This window comes from Streptomyces sp. NPDC059897 (genome assembly GCF_042730865.1).
Taxonomy (GTDB): Bacteria; Actinomycetota; Actinomycetes; order Streptomycetales; family Streptomycetaceae; genus Streptomyces.
In genome coordinates this window covers 77928-93594 of sequence record NZ_JBHWKQ010000023.1, presented here as the reverse complement: position 1 = coordinate 93594, position 15667 = coordinate 77928, and the positions used below count along the sequence as shown (strand labels likewise).

Genomic DNA, 15667 nt, shown 5'->3' with positions numbered 1-15667 from the left:
CGTCGAGGGCGTGCGGGTCAGCGGACATGCGGCCTGCGGTGCGAGCGTGCGGAGAAGCGGATGTGCATGCGGAAACGGTACGGGGCGAGAGTGTCCCCCGTGTCGTTCGCGATCCGGGTGAGCGGGGGGAGGACGGTGGAGGGTGTGGTGTCATGGTGAAGGCGTACGCGCACCACGGCGTCGAGCCGACCTGTTCGCGCCCCGCCCCGGACCCGGGGTCGGCAATGGGCGACGCCGTCGACGTCCTCCACGAGAGCGGCGAGTGTCTCCTCCAGAGCGCGGGTGTGCAGATGGCTTCGTGAGGTGGGCAGCGCCACCAACCGCCGCCTTCCGGTGCGCAGTTGCCGCGCACCCCACCAGGCGAGCAGTACGGCGGCGACGGCCGAGGCGGCCATGACGGTGGGCGTCCACCATTCCTGGCCACGCAGTGAGGCCAGGCGCTCAGGGGTGACGAGCGGGGTGTGGGCGCCGAGGGCGGACCACCGCTCGGGGACGGCGGACCGCCATGACGTGCGCCCCAGGCAGAGCCAACCGCCTGCCGCCACGGCGACCAGGCCGCCCAGGGCCAGCGCGACCCGGTTCAGGAGCGTACGGCTACGGGGCATCAGTGCCACGGCCCTTCTGCTGGCGGGATGCTTCTACCGGTCGGGGGCCGTCGGCACGGACCTTGACGCGCAGCCCCGGCGGGCGTCGCAGGCAGCAACCGTCGAGTACCTGATGTGCCGCGGCCCGGATGTCGCGTCGTGCGATCGTCTTGTCCCCGAAGGCCAGTTGGGCACGGACGACAACGCGGCGCCGACGTACCCGGACGCGTATGGTGTCGATCCCCGGGACGTCCCCCGCGGCATCGCGCACCACGAGCGCGATCGCCGTGCGGTCCATGGCCGCCCGCACCCGTGCGGTGCTGGAGGTCACGGTGAGCAGGCCGCGGCGCCCGGGGCCGACCGCCAGGGCGATCATCAGGGCTCCGAGGACCGCGAGCGCACCGGCGGCGACGCCGATCAAGAGGGTGTTCGGGCCGTGCCCCTCCAGCCAGTGGAGCGTATCGGTGCGCCAGGAGGCGGCCGGGAGGTGTGCCCAATGCACCCTGATCATGTCGACCGCCAGTGCGCAGCAGGCGGTGGCCGCCACCAGGGCGAGCAGCGCCGTCGGCAGGCCGCGCGGCGACCACCAGCGCAATGGTGTGCGGGAACCTGAGCCCACTGAGCCCACTGAGTTCTCGGAGTCCCGGTCCGTGGCACGTGTGTCGGAGCCCGGCGCGGACACCGCTGCGGTCCTCGCGGCTGGTGCGGGCAGGAGGCCGGTGACATGAACCCGTGCGGGACCGACGCGAAGGCCCGTCAACTCGCCTGTGCGCCGGGTGACATGGTCCTGAATCCTGCGTGCCGCTTCGGACAGCGGCGCCGGGAACGGCACCGCCACCTTCACCCCGACGTCCGCCCGGCGTCCGCGCACGGTCGCGGAACCCGTCCCGCTGCCGCCGACGGCGGGTGCGACCTCCCCGGCCGCACGTCCGGCGATCCTGCGTACGGCCCGGTCCGATACGACCGTCGTGCCCCGCTCGGCGGCCTCGGTCATCGCCGGCTCCGTTGCCGACGGTCGAGCAACTCCTCGACCCGCCCGCCGGCATCGAACCAGTGCCCCACCGCACCGCCCAGCGCGCCGAGGGCAGCCACGAGCAGGAACGCCCCGAAGCCCCCGAAGTACCCCGCAAAGGCCAACGCCATCCCGGCGAGCATCCCGGTCATCGCTCTGGTCACTGCCACCACTGTCACCTCACCCCTTCTCGGCCGGCGCCCCGGGCCCCGGCCGCGTACGTACGAGCAGCCGGTCACTCCACGCGGTTCTCCGCGGCGGGGGCCTCGTCGTCCTCGGGCAGGTGGACGTCGTTGATCGTGACGTTCACCTCCACCACCTCCAGGCCGGTGATGCGCTCCACGGCGGAGATCACGTTCTCGCGCACATCGCGGGCCAGGTCCGCGATCGGGACGCCGTACTCGACGACCAGGTCGATGTCGACGGCCGTCTGCCGCTCGCCGACCTCGACCTTCACACCCCGGCCGATGTTCGGCCGCCCACCCGGCACCCGGTCCCGTACGGCGCCGATGGTGCGCGAGAGGCCGCCGCCCATGTCGTGGACGCCGGGAATCTCCCGCGCGGCGATGCCGGCGATCTTCACCACGACGACATCCGCGATGGACGTCCTGCCGCGGTCGGCCGCGGGCTGGTCGGCTCCCGTCGCGCCGCCGAACACGGCCGTCGTCTGCTCCGTCCTGCCGGACCGCTCCAGCGGCACGTTCTTGGCGGCCGGTGCGCTCTGCGTGTTCGTGCTCATGGCGTGTCCTTCTTCCTGCGGTCGGTGACATGTCCTTACGTGGATAGACCCGCCCCGGACGCATCTGTGACGCGCCGACTGGAAGAACTTTTCGGCGGGCCCCGGCCGAGGCTTCCTCCGTCGCGCCGGTCCCACGGGTTTCATCGATGTCACCGGCTGCGTCGCGGCCGACCCGACCGACCTCGAATTGCCGCGTCACAGATGCGGCGCAGGTGTGTCCAACAGTCAGGAAGACACGAGAGGAGCCACTCAGTGGCGGGTGCCCGCAGAGATACCGCACCGCCGGAGGGCGGCAGCGCGACCGATGACGCGCTGCTGGCGGTCCGGGCCGCGGAAGGGGACGAGGAGGCCTTCGCCGTTCTCGTCCAGCGGCATGCTCCGGCGCTGCTGCGGCTGGCCACACGGCTGCTCGGCACGCCTACCGAGGCGGAGGACGCCGTACAGGACGCCTTCGTCAGCGCGTGGCGGCGGCTCCCCGAGTTCCACGGCTCGGCGTCGTTCGGCACCTGGACGTACCGCATCGTCACCAACCGGTGCCTGAACATCCTGCGCTCCCGCAGGCCGGTCGTGCCGCTGGAGACGGCCGCGGAGGTGCCCGCGCCCGAGCACACGGTCTCGCCGGCCCGGATCACCGAGGCCCGCGACGCCGTACGCGAACTGGGCGCGGCCCTCGACCAGCTGTCGGCCGAACAGCGTGCGTGCTGGGTGCTGCGCGAACTGGACGGCCGGCCCTACGACTTCATCGCGGACGCGGTCGGGATCAGCCAGGAAGCTGTCCGCGCCCGTGTCTTCCGCGCACGACGCAGCCTGACTCAAGCACTGGGGGCCTGGCGATGACCGCTCACACCGACCCGCCCAACACCCACTCCGAGGACGCCGACGACGAGCGGCTGCCGTGCGGCCGCCTCCTGTCCCAGGTGTGGTCGGTGTGGGAGGAGGGTGCGGACGACCCGCACCTGCACGCCTGCCCGCACTGCCGGGCCGCCGTCCAGGACCTCGACCAGCTGGAGTCCGCGGTGCGCGACCTGCGCGAGCACTCCCTGGACGACGCCCCCGGCCACGACGCCGCAGCCGCGCTGACCCGCCGTGTCATGGACGTCGTACGACTCGAACTGCGTCCTGGCCGCCCGCTGCCCCTGGGAGAGGCCGACGAGGACCTGTGGGTCATGGAGGCGGTCGCGGCACGGTCCCTGCGTGCGGCCGCGGAGACCGTGCCCGGTGTGCGGGCCGGCTCCTGCCGCCTGCGGCCGCTGCCCGGGCCACAGGCACCGGACCGGGTCGAGGTCGCACTCGAGATCCACGCACCGGTCGACGCTTCCCTCCCCGACCTCGCGGAGGATGTCCGTACGAGGGTGTGGCAAGCGGCAGACCGCGACCTCGGTATGCCCGTCACGGCCGTGCACATCCGCGTCACCGACCTCATCGACGCCACCGACAGCACCGACGTCACTGATGGCACCGACGCCACCGACAGCACCACCGATGGCCAGGAGGGACGAGCCCGATGACCACCACCGGCGCCCCCGAACACCTCACCGCCGACATCGCCCGCGCCGTGACCGATGTGCCCGGGGTGGCCTTCCTCAAGCCCGATCTCGCCGGACGCCTGCGCTCCGCGCTCGGCGGGCCGTCGGGCGTGCGCCTCACCCCTCCGCGGGGCGCCGACGGCACCTGGCGCATCGAGATCCAGCTCGTCGCGCTCGCCCGCTCCCGCACGGTGGACGTGGCCCGCGCCGCCTGCCGGACGGCCGAGGAGCAACTGGCCAAGGCCGTCCCGGATCAGCGCGGGCGGGCACACGTGACCGTCACCATCACGGGACTGGTCTGACCGCACCACCGTCTCGGCGGTCGCGGACTTCACCACGAAGGCGATGTAGCACAGCGCGCGGGCAGGAGCGCCGGATGAACGTCAACTCAACTCGAAGTAGGGGGAGTTGGCGCCGGAAGGGATGACGTCGGCGCCGGGAGCCTCTACTGTCTGGCCCTCGCCGTGGGACTCCGCACAGAGGGAGCCCGGCAGTGAGGGATGGCCATGAACATGTACGACCTGGCGGGGCGCAAGGCGCTGGTGAGCGGAGGCGCCCAGGGGCTCGGCGCCGGGATGGCGGAGGCACTCGTTCGCGCGGGAGCCTCGGTCGCCATCGGTGACATTCAGGCAGAGGCCGGCCGGACGGTCGCCCAGGACCTGCAGAAAACGGGCGGTACGGCGATGTTCGTGCCGCTGGACGTGACCGACGACGCGGGCTGGGAGTCCGCCGTCGCGAGCGTCGTGGACGAACTCGGCGGCCTGGACATCGTCGTCAACAATGCCGGTGTCGAGATCTCCGGCCTGGTCGTCGACCTCGACCCGGCCGCCACCCGCCGGATGCTGGACGTCAACGTGCTCGGCGTCGCGCTCGGCATCAAGCACGCCTTCCGCGCGATGCGACCCGGCGGCGCCGCCGGGCGGGGCGGGGCGATCGTCAATGTCTCGTCGGTGGCCGCCACGATCCCGTTCCCCGGCATCGCCGGCTACGCGGCGACGAAGTCCGCGGTCGACCGGCTGACCCGGGTGGCCGCGCTGGAGTCCGGAAAGCTCGGATACGGCGTGCGGGTCAACTGCCTGTACCCGGGCCTTGTCCCCACGGAGATGGGGGTGGGCCTCGCCCGGGACATGGAGGCCCTCGGGCTGTGGCCGAGCGCCGAGGCCGCCGTCGGAGACGTCGTCGGCCGCACCCCGCTCGGACGGCTCGGTGAAGTCGGTGACATGGCCGACGCGGTCGTCTTCCTCGCCTCCGACGCCGCCCGCTTCATCACCGGGGCGGGACTGCCGGTCGACGGCGGCATGGGCATGTGAAGGAATTCCGTCCGAGGATTTCGTGGTTGGCAGAAGCGGAGGTTTCGCCAAATTCGCCTGTGGGAGCGTGAAACCGTGCCCTAGGCTCCGAAAGCCCCGCCCGGTCCACGGATGCAGAACTGGCGCGAAGATGATGATCCTCTCGGTTGTTCCTGAAATCCACACGGGTCTGACGGGCGGTGACACGGTTGTTCTGTGTGGCGCATTTCTGGCCCTGGTGATCGGCGTATCCGTATTGAAATGCCTTTACCTGGCGAAAGCGCTCGACTCGCTGCGCGCGGTGACGTGGACGCTGCGGGAGGGAATCCTCCGGCCGCTGCCGGACCGGGTGGGCGGGCTCCGTACCGAAGTGCGCTACCTCGCGGCGGAGCCCGGGGCCCAGGTCGGCGGGGACATCTACGACGTCATCAGCACGCCCTACGGCGTACGGGTGCTGATCGGCGACGTCATGGGAAGCGGTATGCCCGCCGTCGCGACCGCCGTCGACGCTCTGGGCGCGTTCCGTGAACTGGTGCGCTGCGAAGCCCGGTTGACCATGGTGGCCCAGCGCATGGACGCGTCGCTGGCAGGCCGCCCGGACAGCGAGGACTTCGTCACCGCGCTGCTGCTCGGCCTGCGCCCCGACGACGGCCAGGCCGAGCTGATCTGCTGCGGCCACCCGCCGCCCCTGCTGATCCGCAACGGCCGCGCAACCTTCGTGGACGCCCTGCCGCCGTCCCCGCCCCTCGGCCTCTTCGGGCTGCAGGACGAGTGGTGCCGGGCAGGCCCGATATCCCTGGCCGCAGGGGACCGGCTGTTGCTCTACACCGACGGCGTCACCGAGGCGAGGGACGGCAGCGGAGTCTTCTATTCACTCGCGGAACGAACCGTCGCCCTGTACGACGAGGACCCCGGAGTTTTCCTCGACCGAATCGCCGCCGACGTGACGCGCCACACGCAAGGCAGAACCAAGGACGATGCGGCGCTATTACTGCTCGACTACGGAGACATTCGAGCACGCGACGGACAACTCCGGTTGCCGGCGCCCGAATTCATCCGGGACATCGAGATCAACTCGTGAGAACTACTACCGAAGTGACGACACCGGAGTGACCGTGCCGCCAATGGCACGCACCGGCGTCCCGTACACCCGCCCCGATGCGACCTCTCCGAGACGAGTCGACCGTGACCCACCAACTCCCGCCAGAGAACACCCCCTTCGTCGGGCGAAGCCGGGAAGTACCCGCACTGCGCCGACTGATCGAGAGCTCCCGCCTGGTCACCGTGACCGGACTCGGAGGGATCGGCAAGACCCGTGTCGCCCTGCGCGCCGCCTCCGACCTCGCAAGCGGGTTCGGCGACGGTGTCCGGCTCGTCGAGCTGTACGGGCTCCAGGACGCCGAGCTGCTCGTGCACGCCGTCGCCACGGCCGCCTCCGTCACCGACCACACGACCCGCCCCCAGGACGAGGTGCTGACCGGGCATCTCGCCGACAAGCACCTGCTACTGATCCTCGACACCTGCGAACATCTCGTCGACGCCACCGCCAGGCTCGCCGCGCACCTGCTGAGCGCGGCCCCCAAACTGCACATCCTCGCCACCAGCCGGCAGCCCCTCGGCGTCCCGGGCGAGAAGACCTTCACCGTCGAGCCCATGCGGGCGACCGGCGACGCGGTGCGGCTCTTCGCCCAGCGTGCCCACGCGGCCTGCCCGGACTTCGAGCTCAACGCCCGCACCCGGCCGGCCGCGGAGCGGATCTGCGCGCGACTCGACGGCATCCCGCTCGCGATCGAACTCGCCGCCGGGCGGCTGTGCGGCGAGCGGCCCGAGGAACTCCTCGCCCTCCTCGCTCTGCTCGACGACCGCTTCCAGCTCGCCGCGGACGAGGGCAAGCACGTCAGCCGGCACAGCACCCTGCTGACCACCATCGGCTGGAGCCACGAACTCTGCCCGCCCGCCGAACGGTTGCTCTGGGCCCGCCTCTCCGTCTTCGCCGGCAGCTTCACCTGCGAGGCGGCCGAGGAGGTGTGCGCCGACGCCGCCCTGGACCGGGCCGACGTCGGCCGGCTGCTCACCTCACTCACCGGCAAGTCCCTCCTCGTACGGGAAGAGGGCCCGGACGGCGCGCAGTTCAGGCAGCTCGACACCGTCCGCGCCTACGGAGCCGAATGGCTGCGCCGCCTCGGCGACGAGGAGCCCGCGCGCGCCCGCCACCTCGCGTGGTGCCAGCAGTTCGCGGCACGCGGCGAAGCGGACTGGTTCGGACCCGGGCAGGCCTCCGTCTTCCGCGCCACCCGGAGCGCACACGCCCAGTTCCTCGCGGCGCTCGACTTCGCCCTGTCGACACCCGGGCGGGAACGGGCAGGCGCCCGGCTCGCCGGCACGCTCTGGTTCTACTGGGTCGGCTGCGGACTCCTCGGCGACGGCCGCTACTGGCTCGACCGCGCCCTCGCCGCCACCGCCGGACTCGGCCGGGACCGGCTCAAGGCGCTCTGGGTGGACGGCTACGTCGCCATCCTCCAGGGCGACGCGAAGGCCGCGGCCGCGCTGCTCACCGAGTGCCGGGCCGGGGCGCTGCGCGGCGACGACGACACGGCGTACGCGTACTCGACCCACCGCCTGGGCTGCGCCGCCCTGATGCGGGACGAACACGCGGCGGCGGAGCGGTACTTCAGGGCCGCCCTCACCAGCTACGCCGACCTCGACGAGCTCGACAGCAACGTCATGATGGCCCGCATCGAACTGGCCATGGCACTCGCCTTCCAGGGCGACCTCGCGTCGGCCGTCCCGCTGTGCGAGGAGGCCCGCGCCACCTGCGAGGCCCACGGCGAACGCTGGGCCAAGGCCTATGCCCTCTACGTCCTCTCCTTCGCCGCCTGGGCCGACGGCCGCAGCGGGGAGGCGGCGAAGCTGGCCAGGGAGTGCCTGACCATCAACTACGAATTCCGTGACCTCGTCGGAGTCGTCCTGCCCGTCGAGGTCATCGCCCTGCTGTGGGCCTCCCGCGGCGCCTGTGAACAGGCCGCCGTCCTTCAGGGCGCCGCGCGGCGCGTCTGGGACCGCGTGGGCCTGCCCCTGTTCGGCTCCGCCCACTTCAACGCCCCGCACGACGCGGCTGTCGCCCTGGCGCGCGAGAGCCTGGGCGAGGCGGGATACCAGGAGGCGTTCGAGCGGGGCGGCAGCCTCGGCCTTGACGAGGCGGTCACCCTGGCCCTGGAACCGGACTCCCAGCCCTTGCGGGCCGGCCAGTGAGGCCCCGTCGACGTAACGGCGCACCCGGATGTCCAAGTACTCGTCGGTGATGTCCATGGACCGCGCCTTGTGGAGCCGGAATCCTCGGGTCCCATGTGGACCGAGTCGCGCACGACACCGCCCGCCCGGCGCCGCAGACCGTATCTCGTCGGTCTGGCCGGTGCCGCTCTCGCTCTCCTCGCCGGGGCACTGCCCGTCTCCGCCGCGCCCGGAGCGGCGCCGCGGGAAACAGCCCCGCGGACCCTGCCCGCGCTCGACAACTGGGAGCCGGGGGAGGGGAGTTACACCTACGGCGACCGCACCCGGCTCGTCGCCGACGACGCGGCATCGCGCCGCGTCGCCCGCACCCTCGTCGGTGACCTGCGGGACGCGGGCCACGGCACCGTGCCCGTCACCGGCGGCCCCGCCCGGGCCGGTGACATCGTTGTCGACGTCGTCCCAGGCCGTCGGCAGCTCGGAGCCGAGGGGTACGAACTGCGGGCCGGCGCCCGGCTGGAGATCACCGGCGCCGCCGAGACCGGCGCCTTCTACGGCACCCGCACCCTCCTCCAGATGCTCGCCCAGGGCGACGCGATACCGGCGGGCCGAACCGTCGACGTACCGCGGTACAAGGAGCGCGGCGTCGGCGTCTGCGCCTGCTACGTGCACATCTCCACCGACTGGCTGGAAAACCTGGTGCGCGAGATGTCCTACCGCCGGCTGAACCAGCTGCTCCTCGAGGTCAAGGTCAAGAGCGACCGCCACCCCGAGGCCAACACCTGGGGCTACTACACCAAGGGCGAGATCCGCAGGATCGTCGCGCTCGGCGCCAAGTACCACGTCACGATCGTCCCCGAGATCAACTCGCCCGGTCACATGGACCCGTGGATCGAGAACCGCCCCGACCTCCAGCTCGTCGACAAGGACGGCAAGGCCCAGCCCTCCCGCCTCGACGTGACGAAGCCCGAGGCGTTCACGTACTACAAGAGCCTCATCGACGAGTACGCCGAGGTGTTCCCGTCCGGCCGGTGGCACATGGGCGCGGACGAGTACATGCTCGGCTCCGACTTCGCGAAGTACCCGCACGTGCTGGAGTACGCCCGGGCCAAGTACGGGGCGGACGCCACGCCGCAGGACGCCTTCATCGACTTCGTCAACCGCGTGCAGACCTACGCCGAGAGCAGGGGCCAGCGGCTGCGTATCTGGAACGACGGCCTGACCGGCGACAACACCGTGCCCGTCGCGCCCGGCACCACCGTCGAGCACTGGCTGGACGTCGACGTGAAACCGAGCACCCTGATCGCGCAGGGCCACCCCGTGATGAACGCCGCCTACTCCCTCTACCTGGTGCGCGGAGGCTTCCACACCGACACCCGCAAGCTGTACGACCAGCGGTGGGACCCGCGCAGTTTCGAGGGCGAGAAGCTCACCTCCGACCGCGGGATCACCGGCGCGAAGATCAGCCTGTGGCCGGACAACGGACGCGGCGAGACCGAGAACGAGGTCGCCCGCGCCACCACCCCGGCCCTCGACCACATCGCCCAGACCACCTGGGGCACCGCCCACCCCGACGCCACCTACGACGCGTTCACCGCACGCGCCGCCGCGACCGGCACCGCGCCCGGCGTGCGCGACCTGACCCGCGTCCCGGTCGCCGACGGCACGTACACGTTCGCGGACCGTGGCGGCCGCACCGACGCCCGCACCATCCGGATCACCCGCACCGCCGACGGCTACGCGACCCTCGCCGACGAGACCGGCGGCGCCTGCCTGGAGACCCGCAGCGGCAAACTCACCCTTAACGTGCCCCTCCAGCCCGGCTCCGCAGCCACCTGGGAGAAGTGCGACCCGAAGAACACGCTCCAGCGTTGGCAGATCACGCGGGCGTCCGGCGGCTACGTCCTCACCAACGCCATCACCCGCATGACCCTCGACGCCACCGCCGAGGGAGGCCTGGTGCAGTACCCGCCGGACCAGAAGACGCCGACGACCTGGACCCTCACTCAGAGCTGACTCGACCCGGTGGGCGCGCGGCGGGGTCTTGCGTAGACGATCTTCCCTTGCGCATGCTCGGACGGTCCCCGCCGCGCCGTACCCGCCCCGTCCGCTGGAGGCCGCCTTGACCGCACCCGCCACCGCCACCGCCGACTCCGCCGCCCTGGGGGTCGCTCTGGATGCGCTGTTCGCCGCGCTGCCCGCCGAGGCGGTCTCCGTCGATCCGGATGTGCTGGTCGCGCACAGCAGTGACCATGCTCCGTTCTGCCCCAGTGGCACACCTGCCGCCCTGGTACGGGCCCGTACCACCGACGAGGTGGCGGCGACGCTGCGGATCGCCCACGAGCACCGCGTACCCGTGGTGCCGCAGGCCGCCCGCACGGGGTTGTCCGGCGGGGCGAACGCCGTCGACGGGTGCGTCCTGCTGTCCGTGGAGCGCATGACCCGGATACTCGACATCGACGTCGTCGACCAGGTCGCGCGGGTCGAAGCAGGTGTCGTCAACGCCGACCTGTCGCGGGCCGTCGCCGAGCACGGCCTGTTCTACCCGCCGGACCCGTCCTCCTGGGAGTCCTCCACGCTCGGCGGCAACGCGGCCACGAACGCGGGCGGCCTGTGCTGTGTGAAGTACGGCGTGACCGGCGACTTCGTGCGCGGGCTCACCGTGGTCCTGGCCGACGGCAGCGTGCTGCGCACCGGCCGCACCACCGCCAAGGGTGTCGCCGGCTACGACCTCACCCACCTCTTCGTAGGTTCCGAAGGCACCCTCGGTGTCATCACCGAGGTCACCGTCGGGCTGCGGCCCGCCGCCGAACGCCCGCTGACCGCCGTGGCGTTCTTCCCGACCACGTCCGCCGCGTGCGCGGTCGTCCCCGCGTACATGAGCAGCGGCCCGCGGCCCAGCCTCCTTGAATTCATGGACCGGCCCAGCATCGACGCGGTCAGCGCGTACCGCGACCTCGGCTTCCCCGACGACGCCGGAGCCGTCCTCATCACCCAGTCCGACCGGGGCGGGGCGGCCCCGGCCGATCTGCGCCGCTTCGCCGACATCGCCGAGGCGCACGGCGGCACCACGGTGATCGCCGAGGATGCCGCCGAGGCCGAACTCCTCCTCGCCGGACGGCGGTTGGTCGGCATCGCCACCGAACGCCTCGGCGCCTATCTGGCCGACGACGTGTGTGTCCCGCGCGGCCGGCTCGCCGAGATGATCGACGGCATCGCCGAACTCGCCGCACGCCACGGCCTGTTGGTGACATGTGTCGCCCACGCCGGTGACGGCAACGTCCACCCCAACGTCATCTTCGACCGCGACGACGCCGACGAGGTGCGCCGCGCCCACGAGACGTTCGGCGCCATCATGGACCTCGGCCTGCGCCTGGGCGGCACGATCACCGGTGAACACGGCGTGGGCCTGCTCAAGCGCGACTGGCTCGCCAAGGAACTCGGGCCGGCCGGAGTGCGCGTTCATCAGGGCATCAAAGCGACTCTCGACCCGCGCGGAATCCTCAACCCGGGGAAGGTGCTTGCCGGTTGAGGGTTGGCGGCGGTCATGTCTCTACGTCGCTGCCTTTGCGCCCTCGGGGCTTCGTACGCGCCCGCCCCCACTCCGCCGCTCCGCCATGACCACGGCCAAGGGTGACGCCGTGAATACCGAGGAGTACGTGCCGACGGTCACGCCGATGAGGAGGGCCAGGGCGAAGTCGGTGAGGGCGTTGTCGGCGAGGACCGCCAGGGACGCGAGGATGAGGACGGCGCCCATGCCGGTGTTGACCGTACGGGGGAGGGTCTGCAGGATCGCGTCGTTGGTGAGCCGGGCGAAGGGTGTGCCGCGGCCCTTGCCCAACAGCTCGCGGATGCGGTCGAAGAGGACCACCGAATCGTTGACCGAGTAGCCGATCACGGTCAGCAGTGCGGCCAGGAAGACACCGTCGATGGGCTTGCCGAGCCAGGCGAAGACGCCGACCAGGATGATCACGTCGTGGGCCAGTGCGCTGACCGCCGCCGTGCCGAACAGGAGACGGAACCGGGCGGCCAGGTACAGGAGTTGGGCGCCCAGCGCCAGGCCCAGGGCGATGAGGGCGCTTCGGCGCAGCTCGTCGCCGAGGCTGGGACCGATCAGTTCGTCGCGCTGTTTGTCGGCCCCGCCGCCCAGTTCCGCGACGGTGTCGGTGACGGTCGCCGCCTCCGCGGCGCTCAACTCCTGGGTCCGTACGGTGAGGTTGCCGTCGCCGGAGGACTGCACGACGGTGTGCGGCAGCCCGGCCTCGGCGAGGGCGTCCCGGGCCCGTTCGGGATCGACGTGGGTGGCGGTGGAGTATTCGACGAGGCGTCCGCCCGTGAACTCGATGCCGAAGTCCAGGTCGCGGACGAGGATGCCCGAACCCGCCACCACGAGGGCGACGAGCGAGACGGCCAGCCAGCGGCGCGGCCGGCGCATCAGGAAGGGGTTGCGGCGCACCAGGGCGTCGCGGACCGGGCCGGTCGTCGAGATGCCGGTGATGTGGGGGCGGGCGAGGACCGCCGGGCGGCTCGCCGCGAAGTCGGCCAGGACGCGGGTGATGAGCAGGGCGCTGACCATGGAGGCGAGGACGCCGATGCCGAGGGTCACGCCGAAGCCCTTCACCGGACCGGACGCGAGGAAGAACAGGAGCACCGCGGCGATGAGGGTGGTGATGTTGGAGTCGGCGATCGCGCTGAACGCGTTGCGGAATCCGGCGGTCAGCGCCGAGCGGGGGCTCGGCCGGGCGCGGGCGGCTTGTTCCTCGCGGGCTCGTTCGAAGACAAGGACGTTGGCGTCCACCGCCATGCCGATCGCGAGGACGAAGCCGGCGAGGCCGGGCAGCGTGAGGGTGGCGCCGATCGCGGCGAGCGCGGCGTAGGAGATCAGGCCGTAGCAGAGCAGCGCGACGGTCGCGAGGGAGCCCATCAGCCGGTAGACGACGGTGATGAAGAGAGCCGTGAGCGCGGTGCCGATGACGGCGGCCCGGGCGCCGGCCTCGATGGCCTCGTCGCCGAGGGTGGCACCGACGGTGCGCTGCTCGATGGTCTCGACGGGCACGGGCAGGGCGCCGCCCTTGATGAGCAGGGCGAGTTCGCGGGCCTGGGTGTCGTCGAAGGAGCCGGTGATCTGGGTGGAGCCGCCGGTGATGCCCGTACCGCAGGCCACGGAGGGGTCGACCTGCGGCGAGGAGATGATCTTGCCGTCGAGCACGATGGCGACCCGGCGCTGCGGATCGCCGTCCGGGTGGCAGGCCGCTTCGCCGGTCACCTGAGCCCAACGGTCGCTGCCGGCGTCCTTGAAGTCGACCGTGACGTGCCAACCGGCGCCGCCCTGCTGGTCGATCCGGCCGTCGGCACCCTTGACGTCCTGCCCGGTCAGCGCGGGGGCCTTGAGGTGCAGGCGCTGTCCGGATTCGTCGGCGAGCACCCGGTCGGCGCGTTTGCCGTCGTCCCCTTTGCGGGTGGCGTCGTTGTCCTTGTCGGCCTGGCCCAGCACCGGGTGGACGGTGAGTTGTGCCGTGCGGCCCAGTACGTCGGCGGCCTTCTTCGGGTCCTGTACGCCGGGCAGTTCGACGACGACCCGGTTGTCCCCGGAACGGACGATGGTGGGCTCGGCGACACCGAGCGCGTCGATGCGGCCACGCAGCACCTCGACGGTGCGGTCGGTCGCCTCGCGGTCGGCCTTGGTGGTGGCGGTGGACCGGGTCTCGAGCACGATCTGGGTACCGCCGCGCAGGTCGAGTCCGAGGCGGATCGGCGTGGTCAGGGCGATGGCCACGGACGCGGTGAGCACCGCGAGCGCGACGAGCGCACGGACGAGCGGGGCGCGTGAGCGCCTGCGCGTGCGCGTACGGGGGTGGGGACGTGGACGTGGACGGCTTTGGGGACGGGAGCTGGTCAACTCGGGCCTCCGGCAGGCATGCCGCGGCGGCGGCCGAGCGCGGCCGCGGCGAGAGAGGTGTGATGTGCGGGGGATGGTTCGTCGTGTCTCAGGTGTCTCAGGTGTCTCAGGTGCCGGAGGAGACGGGTGGGGCCCGGTTGCCGTCGTGGCCGGGGCGGCCGGGGGAGACGGGTGGTGCATCGGGGCGGGTCGCGGCGGTCCGGTGGGCGGACGCGTCAGGGCCGAGGCCCGCGCCGTACGGGGTGATGGGAGCGTGGGCGGGCGGCGGGGCGGTGCGCTCGGACGGCTGCTCGTGCCGGACTCTCGGCTCGTTGGCGCAGAAGGGCGTACAGCCGTCGTCGGCGTGGTGGTCGAGGGCGGCGGCGAGGGCGGGGTGTGATGCGTGGGCCGATGCCGATGCCGATGCCGATGCCGGTGGTGCCGCGCTGCCGGGGGCGTCCGGTGCGGGTGGGGCTGTGGTCAGCAGTACCGACAGCAGTGCGACGAGGAGCAGGGCCAGGCGGTGACCCGTCGCAGTGGTCGCCGTGGATGCCGTGGGGGCGGCGGGCCGTGTCGGGCGCATGCACCGTCCCCTTTCGTGGTGGCTTCCGGTCGTCGCGCGCCCTCGGTGGGACCTGCGGCCCAGGTGGGGACCGGGCAAGCGTCCAGCTTGCACGTTCGGGGCCGTGCGGGCGATGGGGTCCAGGCCCCATTTCCGGTGGCGCGAGATGCCCATCCGGCCGCAGTACATCGCCGCCAGTCGTCACGGACCCGTAGCCGAGCGCCGCCCCACCGTGACCTGCGCGTCGGCTGCCGCGATCACGGTGTCGGCCAGTTCCACGGCAGACTGTCCACGGCCCGCGTCGATGCGGTCGAGGCCCCATCGGTCGATGGCATCGAGCATGAGCGACTGGTAGCGCTCCGTGCGGGCGAGGAACTTGTCCATCAGGGCCTGTTCCTCACCGGTGGCCGCTTCATAGCGGCCCGCTGCGTGAACCCGTGCGCGTACTACGGAGTCGTCGGCGTGGAGCCACACGGCGGCGGTGCGCGGGGCCCGCAGCTGCGCGACGCGGACGGGCCAGAGTGCGGACCCCTCCAGTACCAGGCCCGTCCCGCCGCGCTCCGCGGTCGCACGGTCCGTGACCAGTTCTTCGATGCGGGGCCACAGCCGGTCGTAGTGGCCGAGCACGGACGTGATCAGTTCGTCCACCGCAAGCGACCCGTAGTGCTCGGCGACGTGCGTCGGCACCTCCCGCTCCGGAGTTCGCCACGGTCGCCCGGGGTGCCGGGCCAGCTTGTCGGTGCTCAGGTACTCGAACCCGAGCTTGTCCGCCGCCACTTGGGCCACCGTCGACTTTCCGACGTTCGACGTCCCACCGATCAGCACCACCCGTACATCACGCATATCGCG

15 protein-coding genes are annotated in these 15667 nt (G+C 72.0%); 8 read left to right on the top strand and 7 right to left on the bottom strand.

The window, feature by feature from the left end; genetic code table 11:
- Window positions 1-17 precede the first annotated feature (17 nt).
- The 4 genes from ACFV9W_RS24450 to ACFV9W_RS24435 form a co-directional block, all read right to left on the bottom strand.
- Window positions 18-605, bottom strand: a complete 588-nt coding sequence (locus ACFV9W_RS24450) for a hypothetical protein (protein ID WP_385764357.1) — start codon at window positions 603-605, stop codon at window positions 18-20.
- The gene (locus tag ACFV9W_RS24445; RefSeq protein WP_385764355.1) at window positions 595-1578 is read right to left on the bottom strand and encodes a DUF6286 domain-containing protein; all 984 of its coding nucleotides are present in this window, start codon (window positions 1576-1578) and stop codon (window positions 595-597) included. The genes ACFV9W_RS24450 and ACFV9W_RS24445 overlap by 11 nt, the downstream gene beginning before the upstream one ends.
- Window positions 1575-1766 carry a hypothetical protein gene (locus tag ACFV9W_RS24440; protein ID WP_385764450.1) on the bottom strand — a complete coding sequence of 64 codons (192 nt, stop codon included), beginning with the start codon at window positions 1764-1766 and terminating at the stop codon, window positions 1575-1577. The genes ACFV9W_RS24445 and ACFV9W_RS24440 overlap by 4 nt, the downstream gene beginning before the upstream one ends.
- A 65-nt stretch (window positions 1767-1831) precedes the next feature.
- On the bottom strand, window positions 1832-2335 hold the full coding sequence (locus tag ACFV9W_RS24435) for an Asp23/Gls24 family envelope stress response protein (protein ID WP_385764353.1): 504 nt from the start codon (window positions 2333-2335) through the stop codon (window positions 1832-1834).
- Window positions 2336-2587: 252 nt separating this feature from the next.
- Here ACFV9W_RS24435 and ACFV9W_RS24430 point away from each other — a divergent pair, with 252 nt between their 5' ends.
- From ACFV9W_RS24430 to ACFV9W_RS24395, 8 genes are all read left to right on the top strand, one after another.
- Window positions 2588-3172 (top strand): RNA polymerase sigma factor, encoded by a 585-nt coding sequence (locus ACFV9W_RS24430; protein WP_385764351.1) that lies wholly within the window; start codon window positions 2588-2590, stop codon window positions 3170-3172.
- Window positions 3169-3843, top strand: a complete 675-nt coding sequence (locus ACFV9W_RS24425) for an Asp23/Gls24 family envelope stress response protein (RefSeq protein ID WP_385764349.1) — start codon at window positions 3169-3171, stop codon at window positions 3841-3843. Before ACFV9W_RS24430 ends, ACFV9W_RS24425 begins: the two co-directional genes overlap by 4 nt.
- Window positions 3840-4163: a hypothetical protein gene (locus ACFV9W_RS24420; protein ID WP_385764347.1), complete on the top strand. Its 324-nt coding sequence runs from the start codon at window positions 3840-3842 to the stop codon at window positions 4161-4163. The genes ACFV9W_RS24425 and ACFV9W_RS24420 overlap by 4 nt, the downstream gene beginning before the upstream one ends.
- Before the next feature lie 198 nt (window positions 4164-4361).
- A complete protein-coding gene (locus tag ACFV9W_RS24415; protein WP_385764345.1) occupies window positions 4362-5171 on the top strand; it encodes an SDR family NAD(P)-dependent oxidoreductase in 810 nt (269 codons plus the stop codon).
- A 130-nt stretch (window positions 5172-5301) separates the two neighbouring features.
- Complete coding sequence (locus ACFV9W_RS24410) at window positions 5302-6231, top strand: PP2C family protein-serine/threonine phosphatase (RefSeq protein WP_385764343.1); 930 nt, start codon at window positions 5302-5304, stop codon at window positions 6229-6231.
- A 77-nt stretch (window positions 6232-6308) separates the two neighbouring features.
- Entirely contained in the window at window positions 6309-8402 is a 2094-nt protein-coding gene (locus tag ACFV9W_RS24405) for an ATP-binding protein (RefSeq protein WP_385764340.1), read from the top strand.
- A gap of 93 nt (window positions 8403-8495) precedes the next feature.
- Window positions 8496-10394 (top strand): family 20 glycosylhydrolase, encoded by a 1899-nt coding sequence (locus ACFV9W_RS24400; protein ID WP_385764338.1) that lies wholly within the window; start codon window positions 8496-8498, stop codon window positions 10392-10394.
- A 106-nt stretch (window positions 10395-10500) separates the two neighbouring features.
- The gene (locus ACFV9W_RS24395) at window positions 10501-11910 is read left to right on the top strand and encodes an FAD-binding oxidoreductase (RefSeq protein ID WP_385764336.1); all 1410 of its coding nucleotides are present in this window, start codon (window positions 10501-10503) and stop codon (window positions 11908-11910) included.
- A gap of 21 nt (window positions 11911-11931) precedes the next feature.
- Here ACFV9W_RS24395 and secD read toward each other — a convergent pair whose 3' ends face one another.
- The 3 genes from secD to ACFV9W_RS24380 form a co-directional block, all read right to left on the bottom strand.
- Complete coding sequence (gene secD / locus ACFV9W_RS24390) at window positions 11932-14277, bottom strand: protein translocase subunit SecD (RefSeq protein WP_385764334.1); 2346 nt, start codon at window positions 14275-14277, stop codon at window positions 11932-11934.
- A gap of 106 nt (window positions 14278-14383) precedes the next feature.
- Window positions 14384-14839: a hypothetical protein gene (locus tag ACFV9W_RS24385; RefSeq protein WP_385764332.1), complete on the bottom strand. Its 456-nt coding sequence runs from the start codon at window positions 14837-14839 to the stop codon at window positions 14384-14386.
- Window positions 14840-15019: 180 nt separating this feature from the next.
- Complete coding sequence (locus tag ACFV9W_RS24380; RefSeq protein ID WP_385764330.1) at window positions 15020-15661, bottom strand: hypothetical protein; 642 nt, start codon at window positions 15659-15661, stop codon at window positions 15020-15022.
- Window positions 15662-15667: the final 6 nt, after the last annotated feature.